Origin of the sequence: Acinetobacter sp. NIPH 2100, from assembly GCF_000369805.1 — a bacterium.
Lineage (GTDB): Bacteria > Pseudomonadota > Gammaproteobacteria > Pseudomonadales > Moraxellaceae > Acinetobacter.
In genome coordinates this window covers 2,871,630-2,891,472 of the sequence record NZ_KB850224.1, presented here as the reverse complement: position 1 = coordinate 2,891,472, position 19,843 = coordinate 2,871,630, and the positions used below count along the sequence as shown (strand labels likewise).

Below are 19,843 nucleotides of genomic sequence, written 5' to 3'. Positions count from 1 at the left end.
TTGATATTTTTAGTTGAGATCTGCGATGAACAATTCGAACAATAAGCTGCTGAGTCATACACTATTAATGTTGGGTCTTATCTTACCTGTACAACATGCCTTCAGTGCTGAAGCTGATTTTGTCAAAGAAGGGGATGCCGCGTATAAACCAGGTAATCCAATTTATGATCGTTGGGACAAGTTTTATAAAATTGAACAAAGCCAACCTGAACAGGCCGAGAAAATTTTGATTGAGTTAGGCCAACTCTCGCCCCAAGATATTAAGGTCTGGAAAAGTCTGACTTATTTGCAGATTCGGTTAAATAAACAAAATGATGCGCTCCAAAGCGTACGCAAGGCTGAACAGCTTGCTCCACAAGACGATCAATTGAAATTACAAGAAGCCTATTTGCTAAATCAGCAGAAAAGGAATAAAGAAGCCTTAGTTATTTTTAAAGGATTATCGACATCATCGGATGCTGATATTGCTGAAAAAGCGCAACAAGCCGTGCAAAACCTGAGTGGTCCAACTGTTCCATCCACCTTTAAGGATGTTTATTTTGCGCCGTCATATGAGTCACGTTATGACGATTTCATTTTTCCATTGAAGATGCGTTATGGGAAAAATTTGGATAACGGACGGGCGCAAGTCTATGGCTTTGTAAATCTAAACCGTGATACCAAATCTAAAGGTGGCGTTCGTCCCGAAATCATTGATGAAAATGCAGTCACTGTCGGCATTGGGGCAAACTATCAGCCATGGCAATCGATCCCTGTTCGAGCCTATTTGGAAGTGGGTGGAAGTTATGATTTGATCGATCGTAATCGTGATAAATTCCGTGAAAGTGTGGTGGGCGGGGTCACTGGCTATCAAGAGTGGTATGCCAATCCTGCTGTAGAACAACGCACAGTATGGAATGATTACTTTACTGATTTGTATGGCAATGTCGCCAGTTATTCGCGTGAAGATTATAATGTGATTGCCGATTTGAGATTGCGTTCTGGTTTTAATGTTTATCGTGGTGAAGTAGGTACAGTACAAGCCTATGGCAAACTGCACACCTTAGCGGATTCAGAAGGCGAAAATTACAATAATTTATTTGAATATGGTGCTGGTGTTGCCTGGCAGCCATTTAACTATATTCCAGTGAAATTGCGAGTTGAGCGTCTATATGGGCATTATTTCAAAGATGCTTTAGCCGATGGAACTGAAAACTATAATAACACCCGTACTGAACTGGTTTTTTATAAGAGCTTCTAACTAGCTTTAATGGTATGTGCTCCATACCTCAGCTTGTACCACAACGCGACAGTGTAAACAGTCATACGGTTCATATAGTGTGGGCCGTCAAAGATATACACTTTTTGCCCTTCATAGGCTTTAAGCTGTTCAATGACTTCCCATGGATAGGCGGAGCGGAACTTACCGCCTTTCACTGGGCGGAATGCTTCTAATACAATGATAATATTATCTTTTCCAAATTCTTTTTGAAGATATTCAAGTACAATACGTGCTTGTTGTGGGGAGCGCGTTCCGACACCTACACCATCCTGAAAGAATACGCCTGTACGACTAGGTAACCAGCTTTTTAACCAAGTATCTAAATGTTCTGGTGCTTGTTCACCGCTATAGATACTGATCCAAAGTGGTTTGGGTAAAGTTCGAATGGCTTTGGCGAGATCATTTACACAGATCCATGTTGGGTCTGCCTCGACAGGAAAATAATAACCTTTGAGTGGAATGAGTTTAGTATTGTCGATGATTTTTTTAGAATTTTCAGCCAGTTGCAACACTTTGGAACGGGCTAATTTTTCATCATATTCTCCAGCCAAGCCTAAAAGAATATGTTGGGCCCATGGTTTTTGCTGAAGCTGCTGAAGGTTGATGTTTTTATCCCATTTTTGTAATCCGATCTCATGGTCGAACCATGATTTGGACTGCACCACAGACCATTGCGGAACAAAAGTAGAAACACCGAGTAGATCCCAATTTCCAGAAGGGGGAGTAGTGGCTAAATCAGGTTGCCAAAACATACCTTCAATTTGTGGAGGTTGTACATCTGCTTTAAGCCGATGAATACAACCTCCTAAAAATAAGAGAGTTGATAGGGCGAGCGTAATAAATATTGTTGATTTATTCAGCCTTATTTTTAGCATTAGGTCGTTTACGCCAGTACCAGAGCAAAATTGCAAGAATCATGATAGCAGAGATCGTAACAACCAAGATAAAGAATGATGATTGCTTAACCAGAGGTGCTTTTTGATTGCCGACTAGAATCTTCTGTAAAATAAAGACTTGCCCGCTTTCTGTGACCAAAATCTTACTGGCATTGTTTGGGATATTTTGTTGAATTTTCTCCCAAAGTTTGGTGAAATTTTGCGCGCCTTGCATTGAGTCCGTAATAACATCAAAACGTTGATCATGGAAGCTGACCAAAAAGCCATTGGTAGCAGCAGGTGCATAAAGGGTATTTTGATGCATTAAAACCTGTTGGCGATAAATATTAGGATTCACTTGTACATTGAGAAGTTCAGGTTTATTTGGATCTAATTTCACCAGATTTAAGGGAATTGGATCATTGGTCATTAGCATTTTCTTGGCCACTTGACTCATGACCATCGCAATTTCCAAACTACCAGCATTGCTGTCAATAGCAATGGTTGGATGTGTTGCAAAGGTCATTGATAAAGACGCAACACCATTTTTCAATTTATGTGGCAATTTCACTGTCGATTTTTGCGTATCGATCCAGAGAGAACCTTTCGCAGTAGGCAAACACTGCGAATTTACGATCACTGAATTTTCAAGTTTCAGGTTAAAGGTCGTATTATTGGAAATAGTCTTGCCAAAGTAGTTAAACTGGCGGTTAACAGGATCTGAATCGAGATTGGCTGTTTTTAAGCTGCCTGCAAAACCACCATCAATCCACGTGGTAATGTTGGAACCTTCCAATAAACCACTTTGTACGCGAAGTGCGATTTGCCCCTGTAAAATATCAGTGGGTTGCCAAACCGCAGGGAAATTTAAGAATAGATTTTTCTCAGCTTGGTTCAAACGGAAATCACTAATGCCTAAGTCGGCAAGGGTATGAATTTGCTTGATCTTCGCCCAGTTTGGTGTTGCAAGTTTATTTGGAAGAAAGGTCGCAGAGGTATTTAATTGTTGTAAATAATTGGGATTGAGCAATCCATTGATCGCAGAAACGAGTTTCTCAGGCTGATCATATTGGATTTGTAAGGTCGGAATATCATTTGCCGTACTGATTTGGACTAAAGTGCCCTTGGGTAAGGGTGCTGCTGATTTTGTAATTTCAATATAGAAGTTTGGTGTTTGCTCTGTTGGCGCATTTTGTTCATACCATTGGATAGGTGTGACTGAACCCCATGCACTGATCAAACGTCCTAACATGCTTGCTTCGTTTACGTTTGCTGGGTTGTATTTTAAGACACCGACAAAAGGCGTCGGACGGACAACCTGTGGATTAAATAAAGCATCAGGCAAATCTTTTAAACGATAAATCGGTCTATATCGAACGTAGTCAATTTTAGAATTGCTTAAATAGGTGACTTGATCGACATCCTCACTACAGAAGGTGGTTCGGTCAGCGGCAGGTGAGGTATTGGGTGAGTACTGCTGCAAAATAAAGTCTAGGCGATGGAAACCACTTTGGGTGGCTGGAATATCAAAGCTTAACGAACCATCCCCGTTTAAAGTGGTGTTGTAAATCAGCTTGTCATCAAATTTGACCAATAAAGTCGTGAAATGCTCGGTGGAATAATCACTGGTAAAGCGGATATTCTGCCATTCAGAACCTTTACCCACATAAAAGAAGTGCGGTTCAATGGTATATTTATTGGAGGTATTGATGTTGTCAAACGTCCACGTATTGAGTGTGTCTGCCACAGAAAAGACGGGCAAGGAAAGAGCGACACTTGCAACTACTGCTTTTAGAAAATGATGATGTAATGGGTTATTTTTCATTTATTTTTTCTCCTTGCTACGCTCAGTTTTATACCACTGCAATGAATTTCCTTGGATCTTATTTTTGAGCATGTCATATGCAGCTTTAAACACGATAAATAAGAACACTTGTGAATACGTTACGTAAGATAAGACCGCGAAGAAATATAGTTGAGGTTTGGCTCTTTCTAAAGATAAGGTGAACCACATTTGTGCGACATATAAACAGAAGGATAGGCCCCAGAGTAGGGTAAATGGACCAGGAACGGTAATCCCTGCAATACCCAGTAAGCCTAAAGTTAAGGTGACATGACTCCAAATCAGTGCAGGCACAAACAATACATAGCACATGATGTTGTTAAAAATTTCAATTCCGATCGGGAAAGGTTTCCGAAGTGCGATTGGCAAGTATTTACTGGTGACGTAGAAATTCCCTTGTGTCCAGCGTGAGCGTTGTTTTACAAATACACTGAGAGAGGGTGGATCTTGTTGCCAACCAACTGCGTAGGGCACCCATTTAATCCGTCTTTGGCCCAAGAAAATGCGAAAGCTCATCTCGGTATCATCAACCAAAGACTTTTCATCAAAACCCCCCAGTGTTTCTAAGGCATCGCGCCAGATCACATAATTTGTGCCCATTAAGGTCGATAATTCAAAACGTTGCCAGCGGCCACCTTGGAAAATCCACTGGAAGAAAATAAATTCAATCGCAATAAAACGGGTCAAAATACTGTCACGCCAGTTACGGGTACGAACTTTACCGTTTACCGCGACGAGTTTTTTATCCGCCAACAAGGTCTGTGCCAATAGGCGGACACAGTCGGGTTCAGGGGTACTGTCAGCATCATAGACGACAATCAATTCTCCCGTGGCGTGCGGTAAACCATTATTCAGAGTACGTGATTTACCTTTCCCGCCCATGCCTTTGGGTACATTGACAATTTTGATGCAGGGATAAATGGCAGCCATGCGTTCTGCAATTTCTAAAGTATTGTCTTTAGAGCCGTCATTAATCAGTAGAACTTCATAGGCATGTGCAGGATAGTCCTGCTGAGCAATGGCATGTAAGGTATCTTCAATCACTACACCTTCGTTATAGGCGGGAATCAAGACACTGAGAACAGGCCATTGTTCAGGAACAGGCATATTTTCCAGTTCTTTGGCTGCATTTTTAGAATACTTCCATGCCTGAAAACTCAACCACGCCCAAAAGGCTTGTGGAATCCAGATTCCCAGAAAACCAAATAAGAAAAGAATATCAATTGCGGGCATTTATTCTTCTCCTGCGAATGATAGAAATGATCAAAATTAGGAGTAATCCGCCGCCAAGTAATAATGAAATCCAAGAAATTGAACTGCCAAAAGTACTGAGTAAACTTGGATAATGTGCTGAATAAATATAGTCGAGTGGGATCACCACGGTGCTTAGCACAATTAAAATATAGCCGAATAAACTGGTTTTAACACCATCTGTGGTGCTGGTAAATTGGGTGCGATTCAGATCCCATGAGATACCGAGTTTTGGATACTCAATGGTATTTAAGGGCATACCGACAGGTGGGTTAATTACCACTTGATAACCTGAAGTTTGTGATGGATCGGTAATCGCTTGATAGAAATAATGTTGATGGTGCTGAATTTGACGGGCAGGGATACGCAGCTCATTGGGGCTGTCAGATTGAATAATATAGCTGCCAGCAGGTTGAGCAATCAGGTTTTCATCCCAGCCTGTTTCAATCAATGCGGCTAAGGGACGTAAGCCAATGGCGGTGGAAAAAGTTGCTTTGGCCGCAAAATATTTTGCATGAGCCATTTGATAGAAGGCGACAGGAATAGCCCCCTCATTGACGGCTTTTTTAATTTTATAATATTTAACTGCACTGAAATATTCATTCGGCAGAATCACGCCAGGTTTGATTCCTTGTGCAATCAATTGCTTAAAGCTGTCGGAGTCCAGTTGATCGGAGGTAAACACTGGCCACCAAGTCGCAGGCTGTGGAAAAAGTTGAGCTACGGTTTGCGGCGTTTGGGTTTGAGCAGCAGCCTCTATACGTGCGGTTTCAATCTTGCAGTGATAGTACTGCTGATAAAATTGCTGCATGGTGGTATCTGGAATGTTACTTGTCGCGACTAGAACACCACAGATATTGAGTAGAACAGACATTAGCGTACCTCTCTGCTTGGAGAGGTTAAGTATTCGGTGTGTTGTTCAATCTGCAGTTTGAGTACGGTGAGTTCTTGTAAGTCTTGAATGAAGCGTGGATAGATTTGATTTTCTTCACTGCTGGGTTCATGAATCACAATACTTTTAATTTCACTAAGTTCTTCATTAATAAAGTGGTAAATCACGCTGTCTCTTTCAGTAGAGAGAATCGTCATAATTTTATTTTGAGTTTCTTTCCAGATATCTTCACCCAGCATTTCACGAATCAGCACGGTATTATTGATATGCGTGGTAATGATTTTATAGTGATCTTTGTGGGTGAGCTGCAATAGCTTTTTTAATTCGCCTTGGAAATGTGCCAAGGCAGTGAGTGGCAGAATATCGTGCTGATAGTTACGATCATAACTTTGAATGGCACGGAAGCTTTTTAAGGCATTTTGAATATTATGACGTATTGCACTTAAAAAAATTGGAGTAATTGGCAGCACAAACAATAACAGCAGTTGTCGTTCGACATAGGTTTGATTGGCCAAATCGAGAAAGAAATAGACTGCAACGCCGACAAATGTAACCAAGCCAAGCAGCAAGGCCATGCCGACATTTAAAAAAGCGCCAGAAATTAACAGAATGAGCAGAAATACCCAACTACCGCGATAACTGGCTGGCAGCCATTCATACGCGACAATGCCCATAAAAACTTGAGCGGAAATAATCCACAAGACGAGTGCTGGTGCTGGATTTTTTTGCATAATAATTTTAGTTTTAATAAATGTCTTTTGTGATCAAGGTAGCATTATTTTACGATTATTACGATAGCTTTTCTGTTTGTTACTTTGTAAAATAATTTTATAAACAGTAACATACAGTATAGTCTGTATTTCAAAAGAATAAAAAGTAGCTTATTTCAGACGTTTATTTAATTTTTGTAAGCTTGTTTAGTTCGATTTGAATGCTTCAATGGCACGTAGGCGACTGGCCTTTAGATCAATCATTGGCTCAGGATAATCCAGTGCTAAAGGTTGATTTTTGGCATAAGGTTCATGAATCATTTTATTATCAAGATGGGCCAGTTCAGGCACCCATTTACGGATATATTCACCTTCGGGATCAAACTTTTGTGATTGCGTTGTCGGATTAAACACACGGAAATACGGTACAGCATCCGTGCCAGTCGATGCACACCATTGCCAACCACCATTATTGGCAGCCAAGTCACCATCAATCAGGTTTTGCATAAACCACTGTTCACCTTTTCGCCAGTCAATAAGCAGATTTTTACTTAAAAACATGGCACAGATCATACGTACCCGATTGTGCATCCAACCAGTGGCCAAGAGTTGGCGCATACCCGCATCAATGATTGGAATGCCCGTTTGTCCTTGTTGCCATTGGTGTAATGCGATTGGGTCATCGCGCCAACAGATGTTTTCGGTGGTAGTTTGGAAAGGTTGATGTTTTGAAACCTTGGGGAAGTCAAACAGGATATGTTGATAAAATTCACGCCAAAGAAGCTCATCCAACCAAGTTTGTTGGCCTTCGGATTGAATCTCAAAATGTCCTTGTTGTTGCCTAAATAGTGCTTGCAGACATTGACGGACTGAAATAATACCAATATTTAAATAGGCGGAAAGGTGACTGGTCCCAGATACAGCAGGTAAGTCCCGTGCTGTTTTATAGTCAGTCAACCGTTCATCAATAAATTGGTCCAAAAGCGCGAGTGCATATGCTTCTCCAACGTGCCATTCGGAAAAATTGGTCTGTTGGATTTGTTTTATATAGTCGCGTTGTAATTCTTGAATGTCATTTTGTTGAAAGCAGGGCAGATCGAGTAAGAGTGGTTGTTGCTTTGAGGGAGAGGGGTAACATTGCGGTAAAGCATGCTGTAAGCGTTGATAGCAGGTTTTCTTAAATGCACCAAAAACTCGATAGGGTGAGTTGGATTGATTGCGGATAGAGGCCACAGGAAATAACGTTCGATCATGCAAAAGAATTAATTGTTTTTTATGCTGATTGAGTTGCTGCTGTACGGTCTGATCGCGTTTTAGTTCATTGATGCCAAGTTCAATATTGGCATACACATTTTCAATATTAAGTTGTTGGATTAAATGTGAAAAAAAATCAGGGATATCTTTCCATAGTGGAATCGTTTGAATCAGTAAGGGAATATTCAGGTCTGCAAGTTGCTGTTTGAGCTGTTGTAATTGACGTAGATAAAATTCGATTTTAATCGCTGCATCGTCGTGTTGCTGCCACTGTGCAGGAGACAAAATGACAAGTGCGATGGTGGGCCCAGCCTGAGTCGCATGCCAAAGTGCTGCATGATCATGGATTCTTAGATCTTGGCGAAACCAAATCAGTTGAGAGGGGTGAGACATAGCTGAGGATTATAATCGAGAGTTAGACAACGTTAAGCGATTTTCTGAGTTTGGAAAAGTACTTGGCAATAAAAAAGCAAAGCCGAAGCTTTGCTTTTTTCATCTAATTCAAAAGTGAATTAGTGGTGGTGACCACCTGCACCATGAACGTGACCGTGATCTAATTCTTCTTGAGAAGCATCACGGATTTCAACGATTTCTACTTCAAAAGTAAGATCTTGGCCAGCAAGTGGGAAGTTTGCATCAACGATGATGTTGTCACCTTCAATCGCTTTAACAGTAACGATTTGAACACCGTCATCAGTTTGAGCTTGGAATTGCATACCAGGTTGGATGTTGTCCACACCTTGGAACATTTGAGCTGGAACTTCTTGAACGAGGTCTGGGTTGTATTCGCCATAACCTTCAGCAGCTGGAACGTTTACAGTGAATTTTTCACCAACAGTTTTACCTGTAAGTGCATTTTCTAAACCAGGAATGATGTTGCCTGCGCCGTGCAAATATGCAAGTGGTTCACCTTGAGATTGATCAAGTGTTTCACCCTCAGCGTTTGTTAAAGTGTAGTGGAATGAAACCACGTGGTTAAGTGCAATAGCAGTCATGTTTTGAATCCATGTCATCAATAGTTTTAGCTGTATATCATAAAGTGAAAAATAGATTTTGTTGACTATTTTCCACTTTTTGAAACGATTTAGTTAAATATTGAGACGAAATATCAAATTTCAACTCAATACAGTTTAATTTTTGGACGGACACGACGTGTCAGAAAATCTTTCATGGTCAGCATACCGGCTTGGGTATAACCGTGAATATTGGCTTGATGCAATCGGTATAACGATACATACATGGTTTTTGCAATAAAGCCTTGTACGCTAACATCGCCCAACAACTCTCCCACAGCTTGATTATGGCTTAATGACACCAGTGAGCCTTTCTCACTAAAGCTGAACATTGGTTGAGGAGAGCCCGACAAACGAGCTGCCATTGCATCAACCAGAAATGTTGCTTGCTGACTCGCGACTTGTGCACGTGGGCCTAGAGGCGGCTGACGCGCATCTAATTGGCAATTGGCACAGTCACCAAAGGCAAAGACATTTGGGTCAGAGTAGGTTTGTAGTGTTGCATACACCATTAATCGATTGATCTTGTCACGTTTAAAATCAGTGAATGATTCTAAAACTTTCGGTGCTTTTACACCTGCTGCCCAAACGGTAATATCGGAGTGCAAGACACTGCCATTACTAAAATAGACATTTGATTCATCGACTTTTTGTACTTTGTGCTGAGTCAGAATCTCAATCCCCATTTTCTTGAGTTGTTTAGCACTGTGTGCAGCCGTTTTTTCTGTCAGCGCAGGGAGAATGCGATCAGAGGCTTCAATGAGGGTGATTTTGACCTGCTTCGGATCAATTTTCTTTAAACCATAACGATAAAAGTTTTTCGTGGTTTCAATTAGTTCTGCCGCCAGCTCAACACCTGTTGCACCCGCACCTACGATACCAATATTTAACGCACGTTCGGTTGGCTGGTTTTGTGCTTCGATATAAAGATGGAACAAATCTTGTTGGAAGATGTCAGCCTGTTTGCGGCTATCAAGGAAATGGCAATGTTCGCGTACACCTTCTGTACCAAAGTCATTGGAGACTGAACCGACCGCCAGCACAAGTGTGTCGTAGTTGAGACTTTGGGTCAGTGGGGTGTGTTCTTTTGAAAGTTGTGGGGGAGAAAGTATGATTTGTTTTTGATCTTTATTGACATCGATTAAGGTGCCAAGCACGAACTCAAAATGATGTTTTTCTGCGTGAGCAAAATAATTGGTTTGTTCTTCGTGAGGATTGAGTGAGCCTGCAGCGATTTCATGCAGGAGAGGTTTCCATATGTGCGTGAGGTTTTGATCGACTAGGGTTATTCGGGCTTTCTTTCGTCTACCAAAATTTTCACCTAGTTGTGTCGCAAGTTCTAAACCACCTGCGCCACCGCCCACAATCACGATATGATGTAAGGTGTTGCTCATGATTAACCTAATTATTTTTGTGAAAGGATGGCAGGATTATGCCATCCTTTTTTCGATCATGTATGGTTAATCTTTATAAAAAAAGTAGGTTTTTTTTATCCTTGATTTAAAGGGTAAAGTTTTGGGTTCTTTGTGTCATTGGTGGAGAAGAATGAAAATAGGTTGGAAAACCAAATCATAATTTTCTGGAAAATATTGGCTTCTTCAATTTGCACATCGTTTTCGATCTGCAAGCTACGAATCAATTGATTGTTTTGATAGATTGACACTGTTGCCAAGTTCATCACTTGGGTTAAAGGGGCAGTCAAATGCTGTTCATTGAGCTCAATATTGATACGTGTATTGGTGGTTTGAAGCGGCTCAACCGTGCTGACTTGTTGGTTTGCATCAATCAGATGAATACGTTGAGACAGTAAGTCAAAAGTATTCAAATCAATCGGTGCAGTTTGACCATATAAGGAAGTGGTTACAATGGTTGGCTGCTGTGTTTCAACTTTAAACATTTTCAATGTCGATTTAACCACAGGAAGTTCTGCAATCAATCGTTGCTTAGGAATCACTTCTTCGTCGCGGGTATAGGTATAAGCCAAGTTCATTAACTTATGCGCCACTTCAGCACGTTTTACCGCGCTTGGTGTACCTAACACCACCACAATTAAACGGCGTTTTTCAACATGCGGGTTAAACGTCGGACGCTCTGCTGTTAACGCAAGATTATAACCTGCTGCTTTGGTATAACCCGTTTTTAGACCATCCGCTGTTGGGTCCATTTTTAATGCAAGGTTAGTGGCGTGATGGAAGCGTTGGTTATAACTAAAGCTTGGCATTTTTGAATAATACAAATATTCAGGTGTTTCTTTCACGATTGCTTTGGCAAGTAAGCTGAGATCTGCTGCGGTTGAGTAGTGATCTGTCATGGTGATACCAGCAGGGTTGCTGAAATGCGTATCTTTCATGCCAAGTGCTTGTGCTTCTTGGTTCATACGTGCAACGAACTGCGGCACACTGCCTGAGATTTTTTCAGCAAGAGTGACTGCTGCATCATTGGCAGACATGACGATCAGACCTGCTAACAGCTGATCAACAGAAATCTGCTCACCTGCTTTTAGGTACATCTGTGACTCATCCCACATCACTGTGCTGACCACTGGTGTTGCGGTCAGTACGTCTGCTTTATGCAATTTACCCGCTTCAATTTCTTTTAAGGCGATATAAGCCACCATCATTTTGGTTAAAGAGGCTGGCGCGCGTTGAACATGACTGTTGTGTTCTGCAATGATTTGTCCTGATTGGGCATCAATCACCGACCATGCTTGAGCTTCAACTGTTTCGGGTGCAATGTTGAGTAAATTTGCATGTGCAAGGTTTGCACAAACGAGACTAAACAACGTAAAGAGGGAGAGGAGAAATTTCACGTGAATACCTTGTATTGCCGATCCGATGGCCTAGAATGCGAGACAAGAATGCTATGACTTTTTTGTTGAAGAATCCAGCAACTTTTGCCGACAATTACGACATCTACGCATGACTTTGTAAAAAAATGCTAAGCTGTGTGAAATTGTTCCTATTTTCATGATTAAAAATTATGTTGCACTACCAAATTGAGTTCGACGATTATCGCCAGCATCTGATTCATGTCACACTTCGTTTTCTTGCAAATCCCAATCAAGAACTTTGGTTGCCTACTTGGATTCCAGGTAGTTATTTGATTCGAGAGTTCTCAAAGCATATCGAGTCGGTGAAAGCATCTGATGAAGCAGGGCGATTACTGACTATTAAAAAAACAGAAAAAAATCGTTGGCGTTTATTCAATACCGATCATGAACTGATTACGGTTGAATATGATGTGTATGCCTATGATTTGTCCGTACGGGGTGCCTATGTCGATCAGACACGTTTATATGTTAACCCTGCCTGTGTGTGTTTAGGACTGGTAGATCAAGAACAAGCCGCATGTGAACTTGAACTATTCCTACCTGATGAATTAAAACATTTCCAAATAGCGACAGGTTTGCCATCAAAAAGCTTAGTGAAGGGGCGTTTTACCTTAAAAGCAGAAAACTATGACCAACTGATTGATAGTCCGTTTGAATTGGCAGATCAAAGTCGTTTTAGTTTTGAAGCCAATCGGATTGCGCATGAGTTTGTGATTTCTGGCAAGCACACCACCAATTTAGCTCGTTTAGAGGCAGACATTAAAAAGATTTGCCAAACTGAAATTGACATGTTTGGTTCAGCACCATTTCAAAACTATACCTTTATGACTATGGCAACTGGCAATAGTTATGGTGGTTTAGAGCACTGTAATAGCACCAGTTTAATTACACCGCGTGATGATTTACCGCAAGCCAATGAAGCAGAAGAACCATCTAAAGACTATCAACGTTTCTTGGGTCTATGCAGCCATGAATATTTTCACTCATGGTTGGTGAAATTTATTCGTCCTGAAAATTTTGCCAATTATGATTTGCATAAAGAAGCCTACACCAGCTTACTGTGGATTTTTGAAGGCTTTACGTCTTATTACGATGATTTGATTTTATTGCGTAGTGGCGTGATTTCACAGAAGTCTTATTTGGATCTCCTAAAAGCGCAAATTGATCGTTATCTACAAAATCCAGGACGTTTGATTCAATCTGTTTCTGAGTCTAGTTTTGATGCATGGATTAAATTCTATCGTCAGGATGAAAACTCAAATAATGCGGGAACGAGTTACTATAACAAAGGCAGTTTGGTGGCACTCTGTCTAGACTTGGGCTTGCGCTTACGTGGTTCTAATTTAGATGCATTAATGCGCCGTTTATATGAAAATACCCAAAATGGTATTCAGGTCAACGATCGGACTATTTTTGAATTATGTAATGAATTGACAGGTGATAACTGGATTGAGCAAATCAATCATTTGATCAACACTACAGATGAGTTACCACTGGATCAATTATTCCCTGAGTTTGGTTTAAGTTATAGCAGCAAAGATGACAAGGCTTTACCATTCGGCTTAAAAGTGGTTGATAAAGCTGAAGGTGTGGTAGTACAGCAGCTTCGTCGTGACAGTGCTGCAGCTCAAGCAGGCTTATCGGCCAATGATGTGATTGTCGCGATTGATGGCATCAAAGCATCAGAAAAACTTTTAGCGAAGTATGCAAAGCAACAAGGCAGCTTTACGGTTTATGCTTTCCGCCGCGATGAGTTTTTACAATTTGAACTGCAAGCGGGTGAGAACTCACTCACAACAGTTGAACTCAAAGTTGAAGATCAACATAAAGTTGACCGCTGGTTGAAGGGTTAGAACTTGATAAAAAGGACGCTATGAGCGTCCTTTTTATTAGCTGCCTCGATAAGTCGAATAACCATAGGGACTGAGCAGTAAGGGAATGTGATAGTGTGGCAAGGTTCCATCAACTTCAAAAATAACCGGAACTTCAGGAAAAAAACTACTTTGCTTTCGGGCTTTATACCAATCACCTGTTTTAAAAGTCACTTTATAAACACCCGACTTTAATTGTTGTTGCGTCGGATAAAGTGCAGTAATTCTTCCATTCTGATCAGTTTTGGCCTGATTAATTTCTATCCATTGGTTTTTTTGTTGCGCCTCGAGAACAACGGTGACATCAGCAGCAGGTAGACCATTTTGCTGGTTGAGAACATGCACACTTAATGGGTTTGTTGCTGCAAATAAGCTGCTTGAAGCCGATAGTGCGGCGATGGCGAATAGATTTTTATACATAGCAATATTCTATCTTTGTTGATCAATGTTTTCGTCTGTATTGCCGTCAGTTGTTGTGAGGACAATACATGGGCATGGGATAAGAGTGAAAAAAATGCTAATCAGTGCTTTAAAATTTTAAAATGAATATCTTGCACCGAGATAGAACTCGCTTGAGTAGAGATGTGCTTTCATTTGCTCATCTTGTAAGTTACGTGCATTGGTGAAGTTATTTAACCCGCTATCTGCTTTACCCAAGTCTACATAACGGTAGCCCAAATCAAGGTTAAGGTTGTCGATTGCTTTATAACTGGCCCCTGCACCAATGCTATACACCAGTTGGGTTTCGGTGTTTGAAATGTATTGGCGAGAGGAATTACCTTGCCAGCCAGAAGATTCGGTGCGGGCAATACCTAAACCGACATTGCCATATACCGCTACATTGTTGATGACTTCAAAATCACGATAAGCATTCAACATTAAACGCTGTGTATCGACTTTATGATGGTTGAGGCTGGTTGGAAAATTGGTTGAACCGCTGGTAAATTCAGCGTTATTTTTAAAGGTATACTCACCTTCAGTACGCCAGCCATTACCAAAATCATAGCCAAAACCGAGTGAAGCGTTGGTTCGATCTTTTTGATCTTTACCTGCAACAAATTGGCCAATACCAGGACGTAAGCTGGTTTCCATATTGTCAGCTTTGAGTTGAGCAGCAGCAACTTTTGCAGAGATATAATAACCTGCATCATTTACGTCCTGAGCATAACTTAGGGATACAGTAGTCAGTAAAACAGATGAAACCACGAAACGGGTGAGGAGCTTGTCCATATTCAATTTTCCAAAAACAGTAGATGAATGTTTAGTGATAAAAATCTTTATTTCCTCAGAACATGGTAGAAAGAAAAAAATCTTGGCGTGATGACAATTGGATTACCGATTTGTAATCTTGGCAATGGATAAACAGGGTTAAAATGTGGGATGCATATTTTAATTGTTGAAGATGAATCCAAAATCGCACAGTTTCTAGCGAAAGGATTACACGAGTCAGGCTATACCTGTGCCGTTGCAAAAGATGGCATAGAAGCATTGTCATGCTTGCAACGAGAGGCATTTGATTTACTGATTTTGGATGTCATGCTGCCGCAACTGGATGGTTGGCAAGTCTTACAAACGCTACGGACTTTTTCAAAAATCCCTGTGCTGATGCTGACGGCAAAGGATCATGTGCTGGATCGGGTGAAAGGATTAGAGCTTGGTGCAGATGACTATCTGGTTAAGCCCTTTTCATATGTCGAATTATTGGCACGAATTAAAAGTTTATTACGTCGTGTGCCAACGGTTGAAAAAGAGATTTATCAAATCGCGAATTTGCGCTTGAATCGGCTGAGTCGGGAAGTTCATCGAGCCGAAATCAAGATTGATTTAACAGCCAAAGAGTTTGTGCTGTTGCAATTATTGATTCAGCATCGTGGAGAAGTACTGACTCGCACTCAAATTGCTTCAATGGTTTGGAATATTAATTTTGATACGGATACCAATGTGGTCGATGTGGCGATACGCCGTTTGAGAGCAAAAATTGATGATCACTTTGTTCCCAAGTTGATATATACCGTGCGTGGTATTGGCTATAAGGTCGATTTAAAAGATGAACATCATGGGTAAATTGTCTTTGGCTTCGCGCCTGAGTTTGGCTTTTAGTCTGATTTCTTGTGTTGTTTTTATCAGTATTGGCGGTTTGTCCTATCAAAATTTTCGTGAAATGGTCTATACCCAGCAAGATAAAGCCTTAGCTGCTCGGATCAAACGAATGGAAGTTTTTTTGACCGATGCACATACTGTTCAGATATTAGGGAAATACCCAAAGCTTTATGAAAATATGGTGGGGCATGAAGACAGTATTTTTATTGTCAAAGAGTCAACACAAGATCTCATCAGGATTAATCCATTACAAATCAAAATTCCTGAGCTAAATTATTCAAATAAAATTCAATATCGTAATAATACTATTGAGCATCCGACCACACGCTTCGCATTCCAATCCATTTCATATGATCATAAACAATATCAATTGATTGCAGGGCAACAATGGGACGGAGCGAATCAAATACTGAGTCAATATTTTTGGAAAGTCTTATTTTATAGTGGTCTAGGTATTTTGTTGTCTAGTCTTCTAGGGTTTATGGTAGGGCATTATTTGTTCCGTTCCATGCGCACTTTGATTGTAGAGACCAGTAAAATCAACGTGCAAAAACTGAATCATCGTATTGAAGTTGAATCTAGTAATATTGAGGTTCAGCAGTTGAGCCATGCGATGAATGAAATGCTAGATAAAATTCAGCAGGATTATCAGAAGCTGGCGCAGTTTTCAGAAGATATCGCACATGAATTAAGGACACCGCTGAATAACTTAATGGGACAAACGCAGATTTTACTGTCCCAACCGCGTACAACAGAAGAACTCGAGAATTTACTCTATTCGCATTTAGAAGAGTATGAACGACTGACCAAAATGATCGAGAGTATGTTGTTTATTGCACGTACCGAGCATGCGCATCAGGGAGTTGATAAAAACGCATTCAATCTCAAACATCTGATTATAAATATTGGTGACTATTTTGATTGTTTGGTTGAAGAACGTCAGATGACACTCAAACTTGATGTAGTTGATGATCTGAATATCATGGCGAATGAAGCATTAATCCAACGTGCGATTGCGAATTTAATCAGTAATGCCATTTTGCATGGTCAAACAGGTGGCGTGATTAGAGTAGATGCTGGTCGATGTGATTCAAATTGTGTGATTACGATTGTGACAGCAGGTGTGTATATTGATGAAAAGCATTTGCCTTACTTATTTGACCGATTTTATCAGGTCGATGAAAGTCGACATCAAAAAGCACAAACAGGTGGTTTAGGCTTAGCTATTGTGAACTCGATTATGCAGTTACATGCTGGTTTCGCTAAGGTTGAAAATCGAACTGACGGTGTGGCGTTTAAATTGATCTTACCACTAAAGAATTAACGAATTCTTCATCAAGCTCTGTCAAAATAGGACGCGATATTTAGCAATTTGTGTATTTGTTTGCTAAATGATCAATTCAGTGGGTTCATTTAAAGATGGTAACGGTTTGTATTTGAAAAGACGAAACTTGGCCGCATATATACACAACTGAATGTTACTATTATATCATTTTGTAGTATTTTTTAGCGAAATGTCGTTATCACCGGATATTGCGTTGACTAGCATGTGATGAACACTGATACTCTCAAGTTTATTCAAGCAAATCGGTTCTAGGAGCTGGGCCACAAGCGCAGTTTTCCATAACTCAATCCAACACAAGGGGCTATATATGGCTGGTGGAAAGTCAAAAATCATTTATACACTGACTGATGAGGCGCCGTTATTAGCGACCTATTCATTGCTACCGATCATTGAGACCTTTACAAAACCTGCTGGCATTGAGATCGTTAAAAGCGATATCTCAGTTGCAGTTCGTGTACTCGCAGAATTTTCAGATTATCTGAAAGATGAACAAAAGGTAACTAATAACCTTGCCGAGTTAGGTCGTCTTACTCAAGACCCAGATACCAATATCATTAAACTGCCAAACATCAGTGCGTCTGTTGCTCAGTTAGTTTCATGCATTAAAGAGCTTCAGTCTAAGGGCTATGCACTTCCTGATTACCCAGAAAATCCAACCACTGAAGAAGAAAAAGAGATCAAGGCGCGTTATGGTAAATGCCTTGGTTCAGCAGTAAACCCAGTATTGCGTGAAGGTAACTCTGACCGTCGCGCACCAGCTGCGGTAAAAAATTATGCGAAAAAACACCCGCATTCAATGAGCGAGTGGAAGCAATGGTCACAGACTCACGTTTCTCACATGGATGAAGGCGACTTCTACCATGGCGAAAAATCAATGACTTTAGACCGTGCACGTAATGTGAAAATGGAACTCATCACCAAGTCTGGTGAAACTATCGTACTTAAGCCAAAAGTTGCGCTTCAAGATGGTGAAATCATCGACTCAATGTTTATGAGCAAAAAAGCATTGTGTGACTTCTATGAGAAAGAACTCGAAGACTGTCGTGAAGCAGGCATTTTGTTCTCATTGCACGTTAAAGCAACCATGATGAAAGTGTCACACCCGATCGTATTCGGTCACTGTGTGAAAATTTACTACAAAGATGCTTTTGAAAAACACGGTAAATTGTTTGACGAATTAGGCATCAACGTCAATAACGGTATGGCGGGTCTTTACGAGAAGATCGCAACCTTACCAACTTCACTTCGTGAAGAAATCATCGAAGATTTACATGCTTGCCAAGAACACCGTCCTGCACTTGCAATGGTTGATTCTGCTAAAGGCATCACTAACTTCCATTCACCAAATGACGTGATTGTAGATGCTTCTATGCCTGCAATGATCCGTGGTGGCGGTAAAATGTGGGGTGCTGACGGTAAACCTTACGATTGTAAAGCAGTCATGCCTGAATCTACATTCGCACGTATTTATCAAGAAATGATTAATTTCTGTAAGTGGAACGGTAACTTCGACCCACGTACTATGGGTACTGTGCCAAACGTTGGTTTAATGGCGCAAAAAGCAGAAGAGTACGGTTCACACGACAAAACTTTTGAAATTTCTGAAGCTGGTATTGCCAACATTACTGATCTCGACACAGGTGAAGTGTTGATGTCACAAAATGTAGAAGAAGGTGATATCTGGCGTATGTGTCAGGTGAAAGATGCACCAATCCGTGACTGGGTAAAACTTGCAGTAACACGTGCACGTAACTCTGGTATGCCTGCAATCTTCTGGCTTGACCCGTACCGTCCACACGAAAATGAATTGATCAAGAAAGTTGAAAAGTATCTCGAAGATCATGATACAACTGGTCTTGATATCCAAATCATGTCACAAGTACGTGCAATGCGTTATACGCTTGAACGCGTAGCGCGTGGTTTAGATACGATTTCTGTGACTGGTAACATCTTACGTGACTACTTAACGGATTTGTTCCCGATTATGGAATTGGGTACTTCTGCGAAAATGTTGTCGATCGTGCCGTTAATGGCAGGTGGCGGCATGTACGAAACAGGTGCGGGTGGTTCAGCGCCGAAACATGTTCAGCAATTAGTTGAAGAAAACCACTTACGTTGGGATTCACTTGGTGAGTTCCTTGCGTTAGCCGTTTCTTTAGAAGAACTTGGTATTAAAGAAGACAATAATCGTGCGAAATTGCTTGCGAAAACGCTTGACCAAGCAACAGGCAAACTTCTGGATAACGACAAGTCTCCATCACGTCGTACAGGTGAATTGGATAACCGTGGTAGTCACTTCTATTTGGCATCGTACTGGGCTGAAGCATTGGCTGCTCAAGATGAAGATGCTGAGTTAAAAGCGAAGTTTGCTCCACTTGCAAAAGCACTTGCTGAAAACGAACAGAAGATTGTTGCTGAGCTTGCTCAAGTTCAAGGTCAAGCTGCGGACATCGGTGGTTACTATGCAATTGATCCAGCGAAAGTAAATGCGGTCATGCGTCCAAGTGAAACTTTTAATACGACACTTGCGTCACTTTAAGTTTTACTTTTAAAACATGACTGATGATTAAGTTGGTCATGTAAAAAAGCCGATGTGAA

General features: G+C 40.8%; 16 protein-coding genes. 5 read left to right on the top strand and 11 right to left on the bottom strand.

Annotated features, from left to right (window positions below):
- The first annotated feature begins 25 nt into the window (after positions 1 to 25).
- Positions 26 to 1,240 carry a tetratricopeptide repeat protein gene (locus tag F887_RS04640; RefSeq protein ID WP_005296064.1) on the top strand — a complete coding sequence of 405 codons (1,215 nt, stop codon included), beginning with the start codon at positions 26 to 28 and terminating at the stop codon, positions 1,238 to 1,240.
- Here the strand turns inward: F887_RS04640 and F887_RS04645 are convergent.
- From F887_RS04645 to F887_RS04685, 9 genes are all read right to left on the bottom strand, one after another.
- A complete protein-coding gene (locus F887_RS04645) occupies positions 1,237 to 2,136 on the bottom strand; it encodes an alpha-amylase family protein (protein WP_005296061.1) in 900 nt (299 codons plus the stop codon). The genes F887_RS04640 and F887_RS04645 overlap by 4 nt on opposite strands.
- Entirely contained in the window at positions 2,114 to 3,961 is a 1,848-nt protein-coding gene (locus F887_RS04650) for a hypothetical protein (protein WP_005296058.1), read from the bottom strand. The genes F887_RS04645 and F887_RS04650 overlap by 23 nt, the downstream gene beginning before the upstream one ends.
- Positions 3,962 to 5,212 carry a glycosyltransferase family 2 protein gene (locus tag F887_RS04655; protein WP_005296056.1) on the bottom strand — a complete coding sequence of 417 codons (1,251 nt, stop codon included), beginning with the start codon at positions 5,210 to 5,212 and terminating at the stop codon, positions 3,962 to 3,964.
- Positions 5,199 to 6,104: a hypothetical protein gene (locus tag F887_RS04660; RefSeq protein ID WP_005296053.1), complete on the bottom strand. Its 906-nt coding sequence runs from the start codon at positions 6,102 to 6,104 to the stop codon at positions 5,199 to 5,201. Before F887_RS04660 ends, F887_RS04655 begins: the two co-directional genes overlap by 14 nt.
- Complete coding sequence (locus tag F887_RS04665; RefSeq protein WP_005296051.1) at positions 6,104 to 6,853, bottom strand: hypothetical protein; 750 nt, start codon at positions 6,851 to 6,853, stop codon at positions 6,104 to 6,106. Before F887_RS04665 ends, F887_RS04660 begins: the two co-directional genes overlap by 1 nt.
- Before the next feature lie 186 nt (positions 6,854 to 7,039).
- Positions 7,040 to 8,479, bottom strand: a complete 1,440-nt coding sequence (locus F887_RS04670) for a cryptochrome/photolyase family protein (protein WP_005296048.1) — start codon at positions 8,477 to 8,479, stop codon at positions 7,040 to 7,042.
- A gap of 119 nt (positions 8,480 to 8,598) precedes the next feature.
- Positions 8,599 to 9,081: an FKBP-type peptidyl-prolyl cis-trans isomerase gene (locus F887_RS04675; RefSeq protein ID WP_004801387.1), complete on the bottom strand. Its 483-nt coding sequence runs from the start codon at positions 9,079 to 9,081 to the stop codon at positions 8,599 to 8,601.
- Positions 9,082 to 9,206: 125 nt separating this feature from the next.
- The gene (locus F887_RS04680) at positions 9,207 to 10,493 is read right to left on the bottom strand and encodes an NAD(P)/FAD-dependent oxidoreductase (RefSeq protein WP_005296046.1); all 1,287 of its coding nucleotides are present in this window, start codon (positions 10,491 to 10,493) and stop codon (positions 9,207 to 9,209) included.
- 95 nt (positions 10,494 to 10,588) lie between these two features.
- Entirely contained in the window at positions 10,589 to 11,908 is a 1,320-nt protein-coding gene (locus tag F887_RS04685) for a D-alanyl-D-alanine carboxypeptidase PBP6B (RefSeq protein ID WP_005296044.1), read from the bottom strand.
- A gap of 170 nt (positions 11,909 to 12,078) precedes the next feature.
- On the opposite strand from F887_RS04685, the gene F887_RS04690 reads away from it, so the two are divergent.
- Positions 12,079 to 13,782, top strand: a complete 1,704-nt coding sequence (locus tag F887_RS04690) for a M61 family metallopeptidase (protein WP_005296040.1) — start codon at positions 12,079 to 12,081, stop codon at positions 13,780 to 13,782.
- 36 nt (positions 13,783 to 13,818) lie between these two features.
- Here F887_RS04690 and uraH read toward each other — a convergent pair whose 3' ends face one another.
- Both uraH and F887_RS04700 read right to left on the bottom strand, forming a co-directional pair.
- Entirely contained in the window at positions 13,819 to 14,220 is a 402-nt protein-coding gene (uraH, locus tag F887_RS04695) for a hydroxyisourate hydrolase (RefSeq protein WP_005296037.1), read from the bottom strand.
- A gap of 117 nt (positions 14,221 to 14,337) precedes the next feature.
- Positions 14,338 to 15,030, bottom strand: coding sequence for an outer membrane protein (locus F887_RS04700; RefSeq protein WP_005296035.1), 693 nt, complete (start codon positions 15,028 to 15,030; stop codon positions 14,338 to 14,340).
- 150 nt (positions 15,031 to 15,180) lie between these two features.
- Here F887_RS04700 and F887_RS04705 point away from each other — a divergent pair, with 150 nt between their 5' ends.
- The 3 genes from F887_RS04705 to F887_RS04715 all read left to right on the top strand — a co-directional run bounded on the left by F887_RS04705 (position 15,181) and on the right by F887_RS04715 (position 19,784).
- Positions 15,181 to 15,864, top strand: a complete 684-nt coding sequence (locus tag F887_RS04705; RefSeq protein ID WP_005296033.1) for a heavy metal response regulator transcription factor — start codon at positions 15,181 to 15,183, stop codon at positions 15,862 to 15,864.
- The gene (locus F887_RS04710) at positions 15,848 to 17,224 is read left to right on the top strand and encodes a heavy metal sensor histidine kinase (protein ID WP_005296030.1); all 1,377 of its coding nucleotides are present in this window, start codon (positions 15,848 to 15,850) and stop codon (positions 17,222 to 17,224) included. The genes F887_RS04705 and F887_RS04710 overlap by 17 nt, the downstream gene beginning before the upstream one ends.
- Positions 17,225 to 17,552: 328 nt before the next feature.
- The gene (locus F887_RS04715) at positions 17,553 to 19,784 is read left to right on the top strand and encodes an NADP-dependent isocitrate dehydrogenase (protein WP_005296027.1); all 2,232 of its coding nucleotides are present in this window, start codon (positions 17,553 to 17,555) and stop codon (positions 19,782 to 19,784) included.
- Positions 19,785 to 19,843: the final 59 nt, after the last annotated feature.